The 16,148-nt window shown below is 71.7% G+C and carries 15 protein-coding genes and 2 tRNA genes; 5 read left to right on the top strand and 12 right to left on the bottom strand.

From position 1 onward, the window contains the following. Positions 1-193: 193 nt before the first annotated feature. Both ABD419_RS02400 and ABD419_RS02395 read right to left on the bottom strand, forming a co-directional pair. Positions 194-556, bottom strand: coding sequence for a fluoride efflux transporter FluC (locus ABD419_RS02400; protein ID WP_344481266.1), 363 nt, complete (start codon positions 554-556; stop codon positions 194-196). Continuing rightward, positions 553-1,005, bottom strand: coding sequence for a fluoride efflux transporter FluC (locus tag ABD419_RS02395; protein WP_344481264.1), 453 nt, complete (start codon positions 1,003-1,005; stop codon positions 553-555). The genes ABD419_RS02400 and ABD419_RS02395 overlap by 4 nt, the downstream gene beginning before the upstream one ends. Positions 1,006-1,453: 448 nt before the next feature. Between ABD419_RS02395 and ABD419_RS02390 the strand changes: the two genes are divergently transcribed. After that, positions 1,454-2,821 carry a dicarboxylate/amino acid:cation symporter gene (locus ABD419_RS02390; RefSeq protein ID WP_344481262.1) on the top strand — a complete coding sequence of 456 codons (1,368 nt, stop codon included), beginning with the start codon at positions 1,454-1,456 and terminating at the stop codon, positions 2,819-2,821. A gap of 65 nt (positions 2,822-2,886) precedes the next feature. Here ABD419_RS02390 and ABD419_RS02385 read toward each other — a convergent pair whose 3' ends face one another. Continuing rightward, positions 2,887-3,582 (bottom strand): TetR/AcrR family transcriptional regulator, encoded by a 696-nt coding sequence (locus tag ABD419_RS02385; protein WP_344481260.1) that lies wholly within the window; start codon positions 3,580-3,582, stop codon positions 2,887-2,889. A gap of 140 nt (positions 3,583-3,722) precedes the next feature. Between ABD419_RS02385 and ABD419_RS02380 the strand changes: the two genes are divergently transcribed. Together ABD419_RS02380 and ABD419_RS02375 are read left to right on the top strand one after the other, a co-directional pair. Then, positions 3,723-4,481, top strand: a complete 759-nt coding sequence (locus ABD419_RS02380; RefSeq protein WP_344481258.1) for a DUF2306 domain-containing protein — start codon at positions 3,723-3,725, stop codon at positions 4,479-4,481. Between the two features lie 112 nt (positions 4,482-4,593). After that, complete coding sequence (locus ABD419_RS02375; protein ID WP_344481255.1) at positions 4,594-5,745, top strand: DUF418 domain-containing protein; 1,152 nt, start codon at positions 4,594-4,596, stop codon at positions 5,743-5,745. A 65-nt stretch (positions 5,746-5,810) separates the two neighbouring features. Here ABD419_RS02375 and ABD419_RS02370 read toward each other — a convergent pair whose 3' ends face one another. The 3 genes from ABD419_RS02370 to ABD419_RS02360 are packed head-to-tail and all read right to left on the bottom strand — an operon-like array spanning position 5,811 to position 9,001. Continuing rightward, positions 5,811-7,319, bottom strand: coding sequence for a tripartite tricarboxylate transporter permease (locus ABD419_RS02370; RefSeq protein WP_344481253.1), 1,509 nt, complete (start codon positions 7,317-7,319; stop codon positions 5,811-5,813). A 15-nt stretch (positions 7,320-7,334) separates the two neighbouring features. Beyond that, positions 7,335-8,009: a tripartite tricarboxylate transporter TctB family protein gene (locus tag ABD419_RS02365; RefSeq protein ID WP_344481250.1), complete on the bottom strand. Its 675-nt coding sequence runs from the start codon at positions 8,007-8,009 to the stop codon at positions 7,335-7,337. Continuing rightward, positions 8,006-9,001, bottom strand: coding sequence for a Bug family tripartite tricarboxylate transporter substrate binding protein (locus ABD419_RS02360; protein ID WP_344481247.1), 996 nt, complete (start codon positions 8,999-9,001; stop codon positions 8,006-8,008). The genes ABD419_RS02365 and ABD419_RS02360 overlap by 4 nt, the downstream gene beginning before the upstream one ends. Before the next feature lie 100 nt (positions 9,002-9,101). On the opposite strand from ABD419_RS02360, the gene ABD419_RS02355 reads away from it, so the two are divergent. Together ABD419_RS02355 and ABD419_RS02350 are read left to right on the top strand one after the other, a co-directional pair. Further along, positions 9,102-10,751: a sensor histidine kinase gene (locus ABD419_RS02355; RefSeq protein ID WP_344481244.1), complete on the top strand. Its 1,650-nt coding sequence runs from the start codon at positions 9,102-9,104 to the stop codon at positions 10,749-10,751. Then, complete coding sequence (locus tag ABD419_RS02350; RefSeq protein ID WP_344481241.1) at positions 10,748-11,407, top strand: response regulator; 660 nt, start codon at positions 10,748-10,750, stop codon at positions 11,405-11,407. The genes ABD419_RS02355 and ABD419_RS02350 overlap by 4 nt, the downstream gene beginning before the upstream one ends. 141 nt (positions 11,408-11,548) lie before the next feature. Here ABD419_RS02350 and ABD419_RS02345 read toward each other — a convergent pair. The 6 genes from ABD419_RS02345 to gyrA all read right to left on the bottom strand — a co-directional run bounded on the left by ABD419_RS02345 (position 11,549) and on the right by gyrA (position 16,140). Continuing rightward, positions 11,549-11,624 (bottom strand) — tRNA-Ala (locus tag ABD419_RS02345). Between the two features lie 100 nt (positions 11,625-11,724). Continuing rightward, a complete protein-coding gene (locus ABD419_RS02340; RefSeq protein WP_218125197.1) occupies positions 11,725-11,856 on the bottom strand; it encodes a DLW-39 family protein in 132 nt (43 codons plus the stop codon). Positions 11,857-11,976: 120 nt separating this feature from the next. After that, complete coding sequence (locus ABD419_RS02335) at positions 11,977-12,564, bottom strand: flavodoxin family protein (RefSeq protein WP_344481238.1); 588 nt, start codon at positions 12,562-12,564, stop codon at positions 11,977-11,979. A gap of 105 nt (positions 12,565-12,669) precedes the next feature. Next, a tRNA-Ile gene (locus tag ABD419_RS02330) sits at positions 12,670-12,743 on the bottom strand. Between the two features lie 169 nt (positions 12,744-12,912). Then, on the bottom strand, positions 12,913-13,635 hold the full coding sequence (locus ABD419_RS02325; protein ID WP_344481236.1) for a DUF3566 domain-containing protein: 723 nt from the start codon (positions 13,633-13,635) through the stop codon (positions 12,913-12,915). Beyond that, positions 13,636-16,140, bottom strand: coding sequence for a DNA gyrase subunit A (gene gyrA / locus ABD419_RS02320; RefSeq protein WP_344481235.1), 2,505 nt, complete (start codon positions 16,138-16,140; stop codon positions 13,636-13,638). It abuts the gene before it with no gap. Positions 16,141-16,148: the final 8 nt, after the last annotated feature.

Raw genomic sequence — 16,148 nt, 5'->3', positions numbered from 1 at the left:
GCTGGTGGAACGGCGATGAGACGGTCGCGAGCCTGGCCGCGTGTTGTCCATGGTCGGCCAGACGGTGATGGGACGGTCGCACACCCTCGGCCGCGTGTCGGCCACGGCAGGCGACACGGCGATGAGACGGTGCGCGCCCCGGCCGCCGGCACGTGCCCGGGCGCGGAGCCCGTCGCCGGTCCGCGTCCGCGGGTCAGTACCCGAGCAGGCGCGCCAGCGCGGCCCCGGCGAGTCCGGCGGTGAGGCCGCCGGCGAGATTGAGGGCGATGTTCGCGGCGGCGCGGCGCCACCGGCCGTCCTCGGCGAGCCGCAGGGTCTCCCAGGAGAGGGTCGAGAAGGTGGTGAGCGCGCCGCAGAATCCGATCGAGAGGAGCGCGGTCCAGGCAGGTCCGGTGGCGGCGACGGCGAGGAACGCGGCGAGGCCGGAGCCGGCGGTGTTGACGGCGAGGGTGCCCCAGGGCATGGCGCGGCCGAGGTAGTGGGCGGCGACGAGGTCGGTGAGGAATCGGGCGGGGGCGCCGACGGCGGCGCCGAGCGCGACAAGAAGAAGAGTCACCGGCGGCGCCTCGCGATCGCGCGGGTCGCCCGCATGCCGAGTGCGGCGGCGGTGAGGGCCGCGGCGATGGTCGCGAAGGCGTAGGCGACGGCGAGGAGTGCGGCGTCCGCGGCGGCGGCGCTGCCGATGCCGACGATGTAGGTGGAGAAGGTGGTGAATCCGCCGAGGACGCCGACGCCGAGGAACGGGCGGAGGTGGCGGCGGCCGGGCGCGATCTCGGTGGCGGCGACCATGAGCGCGCCGATGAGGAGTCCGCCGAGGGTGTTGGCGGTGAAGACGGCCAGGTCGAAGCGGCCGGGTTCGGGCGGGAGGGCCAGCAGGAGGCCGTACCGGGCGAGGGAGCCGATCACGCCGCCGAGTGAGACCGCGGCGAGCACGGTGACCGGGACGGCGCGGAGGGCGTCGCGCAGGGTCGGGCGCGGCTCCGGCGGGTCGGGAGTTGCGGGCACGGTGTGAATCTAGGCCCGGGTCGGGGACCGGGCGGGGCGGGGGCGGCTGGTCCGGGCAGGATGACGCGCGGGCCGGCACGCCACGCTGGGGCCGAGCAGCCAGCCGGGGGGAGCGGCGCGCACCGGCGCCCGGCCCGCTCCGGGCGTGTTCCGGAACCGCGGTCCGTATGCGATCCCTCACCGGGTCTTGCGCCCGAAATGCGAATGGCGCTACGGTTGAGGGCGATGAGTTACACCGTCACTAACCAGTTCCTGACACGCAGGCGTCACCTCGACTTCTGCCGCGTGTCGACCGTGCTCTGTCGTTAGTCCCGCCGATCCCACCGGCCGGCTCGCCGACGTTCTCATCTTCCCCGCAGGGTCCGAGCCCGACCCGCACCCGTTTCGCTGACACGGCGCGCGCCGCTGCGCCCCGCCGTGCCCGCTCCCGCCTTCACAAGAGGTATCCATGTCAAGTGCTCCCGACAGCGCGCCCGTCGACGCGGCCGCTGAGGAAACTTCCAAGCCCAAGCGCCGCAAGCGGGTTCCGTTCGCCGCGCAACTGCTCATCGGCCTCGTGCTCGGCCTCGCACTCGGGTACGTCGCCCGCGAGTGGTCGGTCGCGTGGCTCGGCACCACGTTGGAGACGGTCGGCACGCTGTTCGTGCAGCTGCTGTTCCTGATCGTCCCGTTCCTGGTGTTCACCGCGATCGTCGCGTCGATCGCGAATCTGCGGAACCTCGCGAACGCCGGCCGCCTGGTCGCCAAGACCCTCGGCTGGTTCGCGCTCACCTCGCTCATCGCGGTCGTCATCGGCATCGCGATCGGCCTGACCACGAACCCGGGTTCGGGGATCGAGCTGTCGGGCGCGGCGGCCGCGCCGGAGACGCAGGGGTCGTGGACCGACTTCCTGACCGGGATCGTGCCGACGAACGTCGTGGACGCGTTCGTGAACGTGAACGTGCTGCAGATCGTGTTCGTGGCGATCGTCGTCGGTGCGGCGGCGGCGAGGATCGGCGACAAGGCCGAGCCGTTCCTGAAGTTCAACGCGTCGGCGCTGGCGCTGATCCAGAAGGCCCTGTGGTGGGTGATCCGCTTGGCGCCCATCGGTACGGCGGCGCTGATCGGCAAGTCGGTGTACGCGTACGGGTGGGATCTGCTGGAGCCGCTCGCGGTGTTCAGCATCGACATCTACGCGGCCGCGCTGATCGTGCTGCTGATCGTGTACCCGGTGCTGCTGCGGGTGTTCGGGAAGGTCTCGCCGGTGCAGTTCTACCGGAAGGCGTGGCCGGCGATCCAGTTCGCGTTCGTGTCGCGCTCGTCGGTGGGCACGCTGCCGCTGGCGCAGAAGACGGTGACCGACCGTCTCGGCGTGGACCGGGACTACGCGTCGTTCGCGTCGCCGTTCGGGGCGACGACGAAGATGGACGGCTGCGCCGCGATCTATCCGGCGATCGCCGCGATCTTCGTGGCGCAGGTGTACGGCGTGGACCTGGCCGTGCAGGACTACCTGCTCATCGCGTTCGTGTCGGTGATCGGCTCGGCGGCGACGGCGGGTCTGACGGGTGCGACGGTGATGCTGACGCTGACGCTGTCGACGCTGGGCCTGCCGCTGGAGGGCGTGGGGCTGCTGCTGGCGATCGACCCGATCATGGACATGATCCGCACGGCGACGAACGTCGCGGGGCAGATGGTGGTGCCGGTGATCGTGGCGAAGTCCGAGCAGCTGCTGGACCGCGAGGTGTACGACGCGGCGCCGCAGCCGCTCGACGAGGAGTCGGCGTTCGGCGGCGGCGAGCCGGTGCGGAAGGCGGAGCCGGTGCCGGCGCCCGCGTGACGGGAAGCTTTGTTCTCTCCTGAGTAGCGGGGGGCCGGTCCGTGAGGGCCGGTCCCCCGTTCGCGTCAGCGGGCGTCGAGGTGCAGCTGGAGGCCGTCGACGACGCGGTGGAGACCGAATTCGAAGTGGTCTTGGACGGGGTCGTCGGGGCCGATGTCGGCGGCGACGCGGGCGAGGTGGGGGAAGCGGGTCGTGTTGGCGGGTTCGGCGAGGAAGCGGAAGAAGTCGGCGGCGGTCCCGCCGGTGTCGCCGATCTCGGGGCGGACGGCGCCGAGCGCGAAGCAGTCGACGGTGAGGACGGCGGCGAGGCCGGTGGCGTGGGGCATGCCGACGGCGTCGAGGCGGCCGAGGATCTGGTCGACCCAGCCGGCCTCGTGCGGGCCCATGGGGCGTTCGCCGGTGGCGACGGGCAGGGCCCAGGGGTGGGCGAGGAAGAGGCCGCGGATGGAGCGGCCCCAGCCGAGGAGGACGTCGCGCCAGTGGTCGGCGGCGGGGACGTCGACGGGGCCCGCCATGAGGGAGTCGTACATGAGGAGGACGAGCTCGTCCTTGCCGGGGACGTGCCGGTAGAGGGACATGACGCCGGAGCCGAGGCGGTCGGCGAGGTGCTTCATGGAGACCTTCGCGAGGCCGTCGGCGTCGGCGATGGCGACGGCTTCGGCGACGATGCGCTCGCGGGTGAGCCCGGAGGGGCGGCCGCGGCCGGGCCGCGCGCGGTCCCCCCAGAGCAGCTCGTACTCGCCCTGTCCCAACAGAAGCACCCCCTCAGCTTCGGTGTCCAAGCGTCGCAAGCGTAGGGCCCGTGCCGGTTCCGCGTGCACCCGCCAAGCGTGCGTATGATGTACGCTAATCAGCGTATCTCATACGCAACGATCGGACCCCACCGCGATCGGAGAGACCAGTGACCCAGACCCTCACCCCGTCCGAGGCGCAGCCCGGACCCGAGCGCCCGCCCGCGCGCGAGAAGCCCAAGTGGTACCGCCGCCCCTGGATCGTGCCGCTCTTCGCGGTCGCCGGGCTGTTCGTCGCCGCCCGGCTGCCGTTCTACCTCACCTTCGACACCGGCGACTCGCTCGTCGAACTCCAGGACGCCTTCCCCGAGACCCACTACCTCATGCTCTCGGGGCACATCCTGTTCGGCTCGATCGCCCTCATCACCTGCTCCATGCAGGTCTGGACCTGGCTGCGTCTCAAGCACCCCCGGGTCCACCGGATCTCCGGCCGCCTCTACGTCTTCGCCGGCGTGCTGCCCTCGGGGGCCTTCGCGCTCACCGTCTCACTCATGTCCACAGTGGGCAACGACGGCAAGGTCGGGAACGTCTTCCTGTCGCTCCTGTGGTTCGGCACGACCCTCGCCGGGTTCCTCGCCGCCCGCCGCCGCGACTTCGGCGCCCACCGCCGCTGGATGATCCGCAGCTTCGCCCTGTGCTGGTCCATCGTCGTCAACCGCGTGTGGCTGGTCCTCCTGGTGCTCGTCCTGCTGCCGTTCAGGGACACCTACTACGGCGGCGACACCGACGCGCTCTTCGAGGACGTCGCCGTCGCCTCCATCTGGCTCTCCTGGGTCGTCAACCTCATGATCGCCCAGTGGTGGCTCGACCGCAGGCCCAAGCGCCGCAAGTCCCCGCGCCCTGCCACCAAAGTCGCAGCGGACGCCTGACCCGTGCCACCTTCGGGGCGGCCGGGGCTCCACCCCCGGTCGCCCCGCCCCGTGCCCGAAGTCCATGCCGCGGAAGGATTCGCGCGACCGCCCCGCGCGCGAAGCTGGACCCATGGACACCACCACCGCACCGGCCCCCGCCGGCACCGCGCCCGCCGCGGCGAAGCGGCTGCCGCTCCTCGACGTCCTCCGCGGCGTCGCGATCCTCGGCACGCTCGGCACCAACGTCTGGCTCTTCGCCGCCGCCCACGGCGAGGCCGGCCCCCTCCTCGGCTACGGCATCGTGGGCGAGGGCCCCCTCGGCGCCGCCTTCGAACTGCTCGCCAACGGCAAGTTCCTCTCCATGCTCACCGTCCTCTTCGGCGTCGGCCTCGCCATCCAGTACCGGTCCGCCGAGAGGAAGGGCCGCCGCTGGCCCGGCCGCTACCACTGGCGGGCCCTGTTCCTCTTCGCCGAGGGCACCATCCACTTCGTGCTGCTGTTCGCGTGGGACGTGCTCATGGGGTACGCCGTCACCGCGATCACCGTCGCCTGGCTCCTCAAGCGCTCCGAGCGCGCCCAGCGCGCCGTCATGTGGACCGCGCTCGGCGTGCACCTCGCCGTGATCGCGCTCATCACCGCCGGCTCCGTCACCGGCCCCGGGAACGACCCGGCGGGGAACGCCGAGGTCGCCGCGCTCTACGCCGACGGCTCCTGGCTCGACCAGGTGCGGTTCCGCCTCGACCACATGCTCGTCTTCCGCATCGAGCCGATCATCACGTTCCCGCTGCTGGTCTTCCTGTTCCTGCTGGGCGTCAGGCTGTTCCGCGCCGGGGCGTTCGGCGCCGACGACGCGGGCCGCCGCATCCGGGCCCGCCTCACGGCCTGGGGCCTCGGCGCCGGCCTGCCGCTGAACGCCGCCGTCATGCTCCTGCCCGACGACTACATGTTCGTGGAGCGGTACGTCGTGGCGCCGATCGTCATGCTCGGCTACATCGGCCTGGTCGGGCTCCTCGTCGAGCGCGTCCGCCGCGGCCCCGTCACGGCGTCGCTCGAATCGCTGGGCCGCACCGCGCTCAGCGGGTACATCCTCCAGAACCTCATCGCCTCGATCGTCTGCTACGGCTGGGGTCTGGGGCTGGCCGCGGAGTACGGGACGGAGGCCTGGTTCGCGCCAGCGCTGTGGCTCGGCATCAGCGCGTTCCTCCTCGCCGGGTCGTGGCTGTGGCTGCGCCGCTTCACGAACGGTCCCGCCGAGGCGCTCCAGAAGGCCGTCCTGCACTGAGGCGCAACGAAGAAGGGGTGCGGGCCGGTTCGAGACCGGCCCGCACCCCGCGCTCACCCGGTCGGTCAGGCCGCGACCGGCTCGCGGTCGCGGGCCACGCGGCGCTTGACGAGCGTCGCCAAGGGCCACAGCGCGATCAGCGCGATGATCCCGTACACCGTCCACGCGACCGGCCCGCCGACGAGACCGGACAGGTCCCCTCCGGACAGCTGCAGCGACATGCGCGCCTGCCGCTCGGCCATCGGGCCGAGGATCACGCCGACGATCATCGGCAGCATCGGGATCCCGAAGCGCCGCATCGCGAACCCCAGGAGCCCGAGCACGAGGAGCACGAACAGCTCGAACGGCTGCCCGCTCGTGGCGTACGCGCCCATCGACGCGAAGAACAGGATCCCCGCGAACAGGTACGGCTTGGGGATGCGCAGCAGCTTCACCCACAGCGGGATCAGCGGCATGTTGAGCACCAGCAGCATCGCGTTGCCCACGAACAGGCCCGCGATGAGCGTCCACACCAGCACCGACTCGTTCTCGAACAGGAGCGGCCCCGGCTGGATCCCGTACGTCTGGAACGCCGCCAGCATGACCGCCGCGGTCGCGTTGCACGGCAGGCCGAGCGCGAGCATCGGCACGAGCGTCCCGGCGGCCGACGCGTTGTTCGCGGCCTCCGGGCCCGCGACGCCCTCGATCGCGCCGTTCCCGAACTCGCCCTTGTGCTTCGAGAGCCGCCGCTCGGTCACGTACGACAGGAACGTCGGCACCTCCGCGCCCCCGGCCGGGACCGCCCCGAACGGGAAGCCCAGCGCCGACCCGCGCAGCCACGGCCCCCACGAGCGGCGCCAGTCGCTGCGGCCCATCCACACCCGGCCCACCGGGATGATCTCGTCCTTCCCGTGGCGGCGCCGGGCCGCGACCCACAGCGCCTCGCCGATCGCGAACGCGCCCACCGCGACCACCACGATGTCGATGCCGTTCGCCAGCTCCGGCACGCCGTAGGTGAGGCGCTGCTGGCCGGTCACCGCGTCGATCCCCACGGTCCCGATGACGAGCCCGATGAGCAGCGACGCGAACCCGCGGACCCGGGAGGACCCGAGCACCGAGGCCGTCGCCACCAGCGCGAGCACCATGATCGCGAAGTACTCGGGCGCGCCGAGGCCGATCGCGAACCGCACCGTGACCGGGGTGACGAACACGAGCGCGATCGTGGCGATCGTGCCGGCCACGAACGACCCGATGGCCGCGGTGGCGAGCGCCTGCCCGGCGCGGCCGTTGCGCGCCATCTTGAAGCCTTCGAGCACGGTGACCACCGACGACGACTGGCCCGGCGTGTTCAGCAGGATCGCCGTGGTGGAGCCGCCGTACATGCCGCCGTAGAAGATCCCGCCGAACATGATGAACGCCTGGGTGGGCTCCATCCCGTACGTGATCGGCAGGAGCAGCGCGATCGCCATCGCGGTGCCCATGCCGGGGAGCATCGACACGGCCGTGCCGATGGTGACCCCCAGGAGCGCCAGGAGCAGGTTCCCGGGGGTGAGGATCGCGGCGAAGCCGTCGAGGAGCGAGTTGAGGTTGTCCATCGAGTGCCCGCCTTCCTACAGGATTCCCTGGAGCACGCCGGCCGGCAGGCCGAGGCCCAGGCCGATCGCGAACCCGTAGAACGTGGCGAGGCCGAGGACGACCGCGGCGGCGAGGGTCAGGAAGTACCGGCGGGAGCCGAGCACGATCGCCGCGCCCCAGAACAGGAGCGCCCCGGAGATGACCCAGCCGAGCCAGTCGATGAGGAGCGCGTTCGCGATGAACACCGCGCACAGCAGGACCACGGTCTTGAGGTCGTACCGGTCGCCGGCGTTCGCGCCCTCGTCCTCGCCGTGGCCGCCGCGCACCACGTTCAGCGCGTAGAACGCGGCGACCGCGAACAGCAGGACGCCGAGGATGATCGGCACCGGTTTCGGGCCGATGGGGTCGTTCGAGGCGGAGAAGCCGCCGAGGCGCGCGGCGTCGACGACGACGAGGACGCCGAGCACCGCGAGGAACCCGCACACCCACAGCTGCTGGAGGTCCCGCTTCGGCGGCGCCGCTGCGGTTCCGGCGGTGTCGCCGCTCTCGGCCGCATCCCCCTCCGCCGCGGCCTTCTCGACGGCGACGCTCTCAACCGCGTCCTCTGCAACCGTGTCGTTCTCGACCTCGACCTTCTCGACCGCGTCGTTCTCAAGCGCGGTCGCCTCGGCCGCCGCGCCGTCGCCGGCCGGCTTGTCGGCACCGGTCATGCCAGGCCCAGCTCTTGCAGGGTCGCGGCCACGGTGCTGTCCTGGTCGGTGAGGAAGTCCCCGAAGTCGCTGCCGGTCATGAACGCGTCGGTCCAGCCCTGCTTCTCCAGCTCGTCCTGCCACGCGGCCGAATCGTGCATCGCGGTGAGCGCGTCGGTCCACTTCTCGACGTCGGCGTCGGCGATGCCGGGCGGGGCCACCCAGCCGCGCCAGTTCGTGAACACCAGGTCGATCCCGGACTCGGTGAACGTCGGCGCGTCGGCGACGACGTCCACGCGCTCGGACCCGGAGGTCGCCAGGACGCGCAGCTGCCCGGCCTCGATCTGGTCGATGAACTCGCCGACCCCGCTGGCGCCGAAGGAGACCTTCTCGCCCAGCAGCGCGGGCAGGAGCTCGCCGCCGCCGTCGTAGGACACGTAGTTGACCTGCACCGGGTCGATGCCCACGGCATTCGCGAGCCGCATCGGCAGGAGATGGTCGGGGCCGCCGGGGGAGGAGCCGCCGCCGACGGTGACGCCGTCCAGGTCGCCCGACCAGGCCGCGACCAGGTCGTCGATCGTCTGGAACGGGGAGGCGGTGGGCACCACGATGGCACCGGACTCCTCCACGAGCTTCGCGAGCGGCGTCGTGCCCGTCAGCTTCGCCTCGGAGTTCTGGGTGTACGAGGCGCCCACGACGCCCAGGCCCATCTGCATGGCGAGGTCGCCGTTACCCTCCTCGCCGACGACGCGCTGGAGGCCGACGGTGCCGCCGGCGCCTTCGAGGTTGAACACCTCGACCGCCTTGGCGATCCCCTCGTCCTCCATGATGCGGGCGATGGAGCGGGCGGTGGTGTCGTACCCGCCGCCGGGACTGTTGGGGACCATGATGCGCAGACCGGTGAGGGGTCCGTCGCCCGAACCGTCCTCGGCGGTGAGGCCGCACGCCGACGCCGCCGCGAACGCGGGGACGGCCGCCGCAGCGCTGAGGAGGGCCCTCCGGTGAAATTTCATCGTGGTTGCTCTTTCATTTCGAGGGTGGTGTGAGAGACGATGGTCACCCCGGCGCGGCCCCTGCGTCAGCCTTGTGTCCGTATCGATCATTGAGTTCATTGTGTTCAGGCCCCCGCTCCGCCCGACGCTCGCCGGGCAGCTCCTCCTCTTCCAGCTCACCGTCATCCTCCTCGTGCTCGCCGCCGTCGCGGGCCTGTCGCTCGCCCAGTCGGCGGCCGTGTTCAACGCCGAGCAGGGGCGGCGGGTCACGCAGCTCGCCGAGTCCGTCGCCGCCTCCGACCTGGTCCGCGGCCGCCTCCCCGCACCGGCCCCCGCGCAGACCCTCGCCCCGCAGATCCAGGCCGACCTCGAACGCTGGCAGGTGTCCTCGGTGACCGTCGCGAACGCCGACGGGAAGGTCGTCGCCTCCACGAACCCGCTGCTCATCGGCACGTACCTGCCGCTCGGCGCGGGCGTCCTCGACGGGCGCGGCTGGCGCGGCGAGATCGAGCTCGGCGGGCGAACCGAACTCGTCGGGCAGGTGCCGGTGCTGTCGGCCGAGGAGACGAGCCTCGGCGTGCAGCTCGGGGTCGCCGTCGTCGGCCAGGAGGTGCCGACGCTCGCGGAGCTCCTCGTCGAGGCCACGCCGACGCTGCTGCTGTACCTCGGGGTCGCGAGCGTCCTCGGCGTCGCCGGGTCGTGGCTGCTGACGCGGCGCATCAAGCATCAGACGTTCGGCATGGAGCCCAGGGAGATCGCCGGGCTCGCCGAGCACCGGGAGGCGATGCTGTACGGGATCGCCGAAGGCGTCGTCGCCGTCGACGATCAGCACCGGGTCACCCTCGTCAACGACGTCGGCCGGCGCCTCCTCGACCTCCCCGACGGCGCGGTCGGCCGCACCCTCGGCGACCTCGACCTGACCGGGCGCCTCCGCGACGTCCTCGCCGGGACCGTCACCGGCTCCGACCAGGTCGTGCTCCAGGGGAACCGAGTCCTCGTCGTCAACCGCATGGCCGTGGAGAAGGACGGTCGCGCGCTCGGCGCGGTCGCGACCCTCCGCGACCGGACCGAGCTCGCGCAGCTCGAACGCGACCTCGGGTCGTTCCGGTCCACCGCCGAGGCGCTGCGCGCGCAGGCGCACGAGTTCGACAACAAGCTCCACACCATCTCCGGGCTCATCCAGATCGGCGAGCAGGAGGAGGTCGTGCGCTACATCGACGCGCTCAACCGGCACCGGCAGTCCCTGGACCTGTCGATCGGCGAGCCCATCCGCGACAAGGCGATCGCCGCGCTCCTCATGGCGAAGTCCGCGCAGGCCTCGGAGCGGCAGGTCCGCCTCGACGTCGCGGCGGGCAGTACGCTCGCGCCGCTCGCCCCCGAGGACTCCGCCGACGTCGGCACCGTCCTGGGGAACCTCGTCGACAACGCCGTCGACGCCGCCGCCGGGACCCTCGCCCCGCTCCCCGCCGCCGAGGCGTGGGTGTCGGTCGACATCCGCGATGTCGAAGGGGCCGTGCGCATCACGGTGACCGACTCCGGTCCGGGCGTGCCGCCGGAGACCGCCGAGGAGGTGTTCGCGCACGGGTTCACCACGAAGGCCGCGGCCGGGGAGCACGGGATCGGCCTCGCGCTCACCCGGCTGGTGTGCGAGCATCACGGCGGCGGCGTCCACGTCGCGAACACCGCCGACGGCGCCCGCTTCACCGCGGTCCTCCCGCTGCTCGGCGCCCGCCCCGAACCCGCTTCGACTACGGCTGAGGACCCGACATGATCGATGTGCTGGTGGTCGACGACGACTTCCGCCTCGTCAACATCCACCGCGGCTTCGTCGAGCGCACCCCCGGCTTCCGGGCGGTCGCGTCGGCCCGCAGCGGCGCGGAGACCCTCGCGGCCCTCGAGGAGCACCGGCCCGACCTCGTCCTCCTCGACCTGTACCTGCCCGACGTGTTCGGCCTCGACCTGGTGCGGCGCATGCGCGCCGAGGGCCACGAGACCGACGTCTTCGTCATCTCAGCGGCCCGCGAGTCCGACGCGGTCCGCGCGGCCGTGCGCCTCGGCGTCGTGTCGTACCTCCTCAAGCCCTTCAGCTTCGACGAGTTCCAGGAGCGCCTGGAGCAGTACGCGAACCGCCGCGCCGGCCTCGCCATGGCCGTCCGCGACCAGGCCGACGTCGACCGCGCCTTCGAGCGCACCGGCGCCGCCGCCGCCATGCCGAAGGGCTTCAGCGCCGAGACCGCCCAGCTCGTCGAGACCGCCCTCCGCGAGGCCCCCGGCACCCTCTCCGCCGCCGAATGCGCCGAGCGCATCGGCGTCTCCCGCGTCAGCGCCCGCCGCTACCTCGAACAGCTCACCGAACGCGGCCGCGCCGAAGTAGCCCTCAAATACGCCGGCCGAGGCCGCCCCGAACGCCGCTACCGCTGGCGCTGACCCGCCCGCGCTCGACGCCGGCCGCGGGAGCCGGTCCGGGGTGGCGGCCCGGCCGCATGGGCGATGAACGGGCAACGGCCGGGCTCTCGCCCGGCCGTTGCTTCGTCGGTATGCCGCGTGAACTGCGGCGGAATGTGCGTCTGGTGGAGTCTAGGGGAATCGAACCCCTAACCCCCGCCTTGCAAAGGCGGTGCTCTGCCAATTGAGCTAAGACCCCTGGACGGCCGGTGCGGTGACCGGACCGTTCGAGTATCCCCGCCGCGCACGCGGCAACAGCGAGGATACCCGCGGCGCAGTGAGTTGGCTAACGCGATTCGCTAGCGAACGTCCTCGGCGGAGGTGGTGGCCTCGTGCCACAGGGTGCGGTCGTCGTTGATCGACTTGACCTTCTTGGCGACCACGAACGCGACCGTCGCCACGCCGGCGACGATCAAGATCTTCTTCCACATGGACCCAGGCCCCCATATCAGAGATTGCCGCGTACTGCAATGCCGCCGTCGGCATCGCGCGATGCGCCTCAGCATAGCGAACTGCGGCGGGCCCGGCCGCCGGGCCGGTGCCCCGCAGGCTCAATACCGGACGCCCGGCGTGTCGGGGGCGCCGGTGAAGAACGTCTTCGCGGCGGTGAGGGCGCGCTCGTCGCGCAGGACCTGGCCGGGCCGGGAGCCGTACCCGAGGAGGACGCCCTTCCACTCCATGCCCATGTACTCGGCGGAGAGGCGGAGCGTGCCGGCGAGCGGCGCGGCGACGTCCGGTTCCTCGTCGCCCTGGACGGTGACGCCCCACATGCGCCGCCCGCGCATGCGGGCCTTGAAGTCGAGGCCGGGCACGCGCAGCCACCCGGACCAGTGGTCGAGGTAGTTCTTGACCGAGCCGCTCACCGAGTACCAGTACAGCGGGGACGCCACGACGACGTCGGTCGCCGCGAGCGTGGCCTCCTGGAGGACCCGCTCGGCGCCCTCGGCGGCCGGGGTCCGCCCGTCGCCGAGGTGCCGGACGTCCCGGAACGGCGGCAGGTCGAGGTCGGCCAGGCGCAGCCACCGCTGCCCGGCCTCCGGTTCGAGGTGCTCGGCGGCGGCGCGGACGAGGGTCTCGGTGTTGCCGCCGGTGCGGGAGCTGCCGAGGAGGAACAGGAAGGAGCGGGGCGAGTCGGCCATGGCGGGGGCGCTTTCGAGCGGGGATACGGGTCCCCTGGTGCAAGGCCCGGGACCGGCCCGCGTATTCCGGGCAAGAAAAAACCCGCCGTGACCGGCGGGTGTCTGTGGGCGTACCAAGACTCGAACTTGGGACCTTCGAGTTATCAGCTCGACGCTCTAACCACCTGAGCTATACGCCCTTGCATCGGCCGCTCATCGGCGGCGCTGGGAAAGATTACCCCACGTTCGCCGCGCCCGCGAATCAGGGGCCCTCCCTGGAGGGACGGGCATCACTGCGCCCCAGCGCACCCGGGCGGAACGGCGGAGCGCCCGGGGCCGACAGGCTCCGGGCGCTCCGTCACGCTGGTGCTAGTCGCGCTCGGCGAGCGTGACCTCGACGCCGCCCACGAGGTCGGCGCACACGTTGTAGATGAACGACCCGAGGGTCGCCAGGGCGGTGAACAGGACCATGTTCACGACGCCGAGCAGGGCCGCGGCCCCGATGACGCCCTTCGCGGTGATCCTGAAGTCCTCCGTGGCCGCCGCGCCCGAGTCCGCGTTCGAGCCCATGAGCATCTGCAGCATGTCGTTGACGGTGTCGAACACGCCCATCGCGTCGAGCGCGATGTACAGGACGGTGGTCGCCACGACCATGACGATGAACAGCACGATCGACACGGCGAACGCGAACTTCATCACCGACCACGGGTCGATCCGCTTGAGCCGCAGGCGGGCCCGGCGCGGGCCGCGGGCCGCGGCCTGGCTGACGGCCGCGCGGGCGGCGCGCACCGCGTCGGCGACGCGCGCCGACGAGGCGACGCCCGCGGCCTGCTGGGCCGCGGTGTTCCCCGTGGGGCCCGTCGACTGCGGGATCGGGACCGCCTCCGGCGTGATCGGCGGCGGCGTCATCCCCGGAGGGCGCCGCAGCGTCAGCGTCTGGTCCTGCGCGGGCGCAGGGGCCGGCTCCGCCGGGGCGGCGTCGGGCTTGGCCGCGCCCGCCTCGGAGGGCGTGGTCTCGGACGGTTCGGAGGGCAGCTCCGGCACGTCGTCCTCGCGGTCGGTCGCCGCTGCGGTGGCCTTCGCGTCGGTCATCTACTCGTCCTGCCCCTCATCGGGTTCCGGTTCCTCGGCGCTCCTGGTGATGGCGAGCAGCGACACTTCCTCGGGCAGGTCGATCAGCTTGACGCCCTGGGTGTTGCGGTCCGACGTCTGCCGGACCGGCTTCACAGGAGTCCTGATGACCCCTCCCTCCGAGGTGATCGCGAACAACTCGTCGTCGGGCGTCACCGACAGCGCCCCAACCAGGTCGCCGCGCCGTTCCGTGATCTTAGCCGTCAGGACGCCCTTCCCGCCGCGGCCCTGCTGCGGATACGCGTCGACCGGAGTCCGCTTCGCGTAGCCGCGGCTGGTGGCCACGAGGATGTCCATATTATCGCGGAGCACGATCATGGTGAGCAATTCGTCGTCCCCGACGAACCGCATCCCGATCACGCCGCTGGTCGCGCGGCCCATGGGCCGCAGCGCCTCGTCGGTGGCCTGGAACCGGATCGACTGGGCCTTGCGCGAGACCAGCAGCAGGTCGTCCTCCTGCTGGATGAGCGAGGCGCCGACGAGCTCGTCGCCGTCGCGCAGGTTGATGCCGATGAGGCCGCCCGTGCGCGGGGAGTCGAAGTCGGTGAGCTTGGACTTCTTCACCAGGCCGTTGCGGGTCGCCAGCACCAGGTACGGCGTGACCTCGTAGTTCGCCATCTGGATGACCTGGGCGATGGTCTCGTCCGGGCCGAACGCCAGGATGTTCGCCACATGCTGCCCGCGGGCCGTGCGGCTCGCCTCCGGCAGCTCGTACGCCTTCGCGCGGTACACGCGGCCCTTGTTCGTGAAGAACAGGATCCAGTCGTGCGTGGTGCACACGAAGAAGTGGCTGACGATGTCGTCCTGCTTGAGCTGCGCGCCCTGGACGCCCTTCCCGCCGCGCTTCTGCGAGCGGAACGAGTCGGTCGTGGTGCGCTTGACGTACCCGCCGCGGGTGATCGTCACCACGATGTCCTCGCGGGCGATGAGGTCCTCCATGGACACCTCGCCGGCGTCGGGGAGGATCTGCGTGCGGCGCTCGTCGCCCCAGCGGGCCACGACGGCGCCGAGCTCCTCGCGGATGATCTGGCGCACCCGCTCGGGCTTGGCGAGGATGTCGGCGAGGTCGGCGATCTTCGCCTCGATCTCGGCGAGCTCGTCGATGATCCGCTGCCGCTCCAGGGCCGCGAGGCGGCGGAGCTGCATGTCGAGGATCGCGACGGCCTGGACCTCGTCGACGTCGAGCAGGCTCATCAGGCCCTGCTTCGACTCCTCGGCGGAGGGCGAGCGGCGGATGAGCGCGATCGTCTCGTCGAGCAGGTCGAGGGCCTTGGCGAGGCCGCGCAGGATGTGGGCGCGCTCCTCGGCCTTGCGCATCCGGTACCGGGTGCGGCGGACGATCACGTCGATCTGGTGCGCCACGTAGTAGCGGACCATCTGCGCGATGTTCAGCGTCCGCGGGACCCCGTCGACCAGCGCGAGCATGTTCGCGCCGAACGTGTCCTGGAGCTGGGTGTGCTTGTACAGGTTGTTGAGCACGACCTTCGGGACCGCGTCGCGCTTGAGCACGACGACGATCCGCATGCCGGTGCGGCCGGAGGACTCGTCGCGGATGTCGGCGATGCCGCCGAGCTTGCCCTCCTTGACGAGGTCGGCGATGCGCTCGGCCAGGTTGTCGGGGTTGACCTGGTACGGCAGCTCGGTGACGACCAGGCAGGGGCGGCCCTTGGTGTCCTCTTCGACCTCGATGACGGCGCGCATCTTGATGGAGCCGCGGCCGGTCCGGTAGGCGTCCTCGATCGCGGCGCGCCCGAGGATGGTGGCGCCGGTCGGGAAGTCGGGGCCGGTGATGATCCCGAGGACGGCCTCGAGGGCCTCCTCCTCGGTGGCCTCGGGGTGCTCGAGGCACCAGTCGACGGCCTTGGCGACCTCGCGCAGGTTGTGCGGCGGGATCTTCGTCGCCATGCCGACCGCGATGCCCTCGGAGCCGTTCACGAGGAGGTTCGGGATGCGGCTGGGGAGGATCGTCGGCTCGGTGGTCTTGCCGTCGTAGTTCGGCTCGAAGTCCACCGACTCCTCGTCGATGTCCCGCAGCATCTCCATGGCGAGCGGTTCGAGGCGCGACTCGGTGTACCGGTGGGCGGCGGCCGGGTCGTTGCCGGGGGAGCCGAAGTTGCCCTGGCCGTCGATGAGCGGGTAGCGCAGGCTCCACGGCTGGGCCATGCGGACCAGGGAGTCGTAGATCGCGCCGTCGCCGTGCGGGTGGAACTGGCCCATGACGTCGCCGATGACGCGCGAGCACTTGACGTACCCGCGGTCGGGGCGGTAGCCGCCGTCGTACATCGCGTACAGGATCTTGCGGTGGACCGGCTTGAGCCCGTCGCGCACGTCGGGCAGCGCCCGCCCGACGATGACGCTCATCGCGTAGTCGAGGTAGGAGCGCGACATCTCCACTTCGATGCCGACCGGTTCGATGCGGCCGTGGCCCTCGGGGATCTCCAGCTGGTCTTGGTTGTTCTCAGGCACCAGTGCTT

It is taken from the genome of Glycomyces endophyticus (genome assembly GCF_039531525.1).
GTDB classification, from domain to species: domain Bacteria; phylum Actinomycetota; class Actinomycetes; order Mycobacteriales; family Micromonosporaceae; genus Glycomyces; species Glycomyces endophyticus.
The sequence above is the reverse complement of the archived record's forward strand: the minus strand, read 5'-3'. Positions and strand labels throughout refer to the sequence as shown.

Bases quoted from the DNA above. Each gene is read 5' to 3' on its own strand.
- ABD419_RS02390 (WP_344481262.1), top strand. From the start codon at position 1,454: ATGTCAAGTGCTCCCGACAGCGCGCCCGTCGACGCGGCCGCTGAGGAA.
- ABD419_RS02375 (WP_344481255.1), top strand. From the start codon at position 4,594: ATGGACACCACCACCGCACCGGCCCCCGCCGGCACCGCGCCCGCCGCG.
- ABD419_RS02370 (WP_344481253.1), bottom strand. From the start codon at position 7,319: ATGGACAACCTCAACTCGCTCCTCGACGGCTTCGCCGCGATCCTCACC.
- ABD419_RS02365 (WP_344481250.1), bottom strand. From the start codon at position 8,009: ATGACCGGTGCCGACAAGCCGGCCGGCGACGGCGCGGCGGCCGAGGCG.
- ABD419_RS02360 (WP_344481247.1), bottom strand. From the start codon at position 9,001: ATGAAATTTCACCGGAGGGCCCTCCTCAGCGCTGCGGCGGCCGTCCCC.
- ABD419_RS02350 (WP_344481241.1), top strand. From the start codon at position 10,748: ATGATCGATGTGCTGGTGGTCGACGACGACTTCCGCCTCGTCAACATC.
- ABD419_RS02340 (WP_218125197.1), bottom strand. From the start codon at position 11,856: ATGTGGAAGAAGATCTTGATCGTCGCCGGCGTGGCGACGGTCGCGTTC.
- ABD419_RS02335 (WP_344481238.1), bottom strand. From the start codon at position 12,564: ATGGCCGACTCGCCCCGCTCCTTCCTGTTCCTCCTCGGCAGCTCCCGC.
- ABD419_RS02325 (WP_344481236.1), bottom strand. From the start codon at position 13,635: ATGACCGACGCGAAGGCCACCGCAGCGGCGACCGACCGCGAGGACGAC.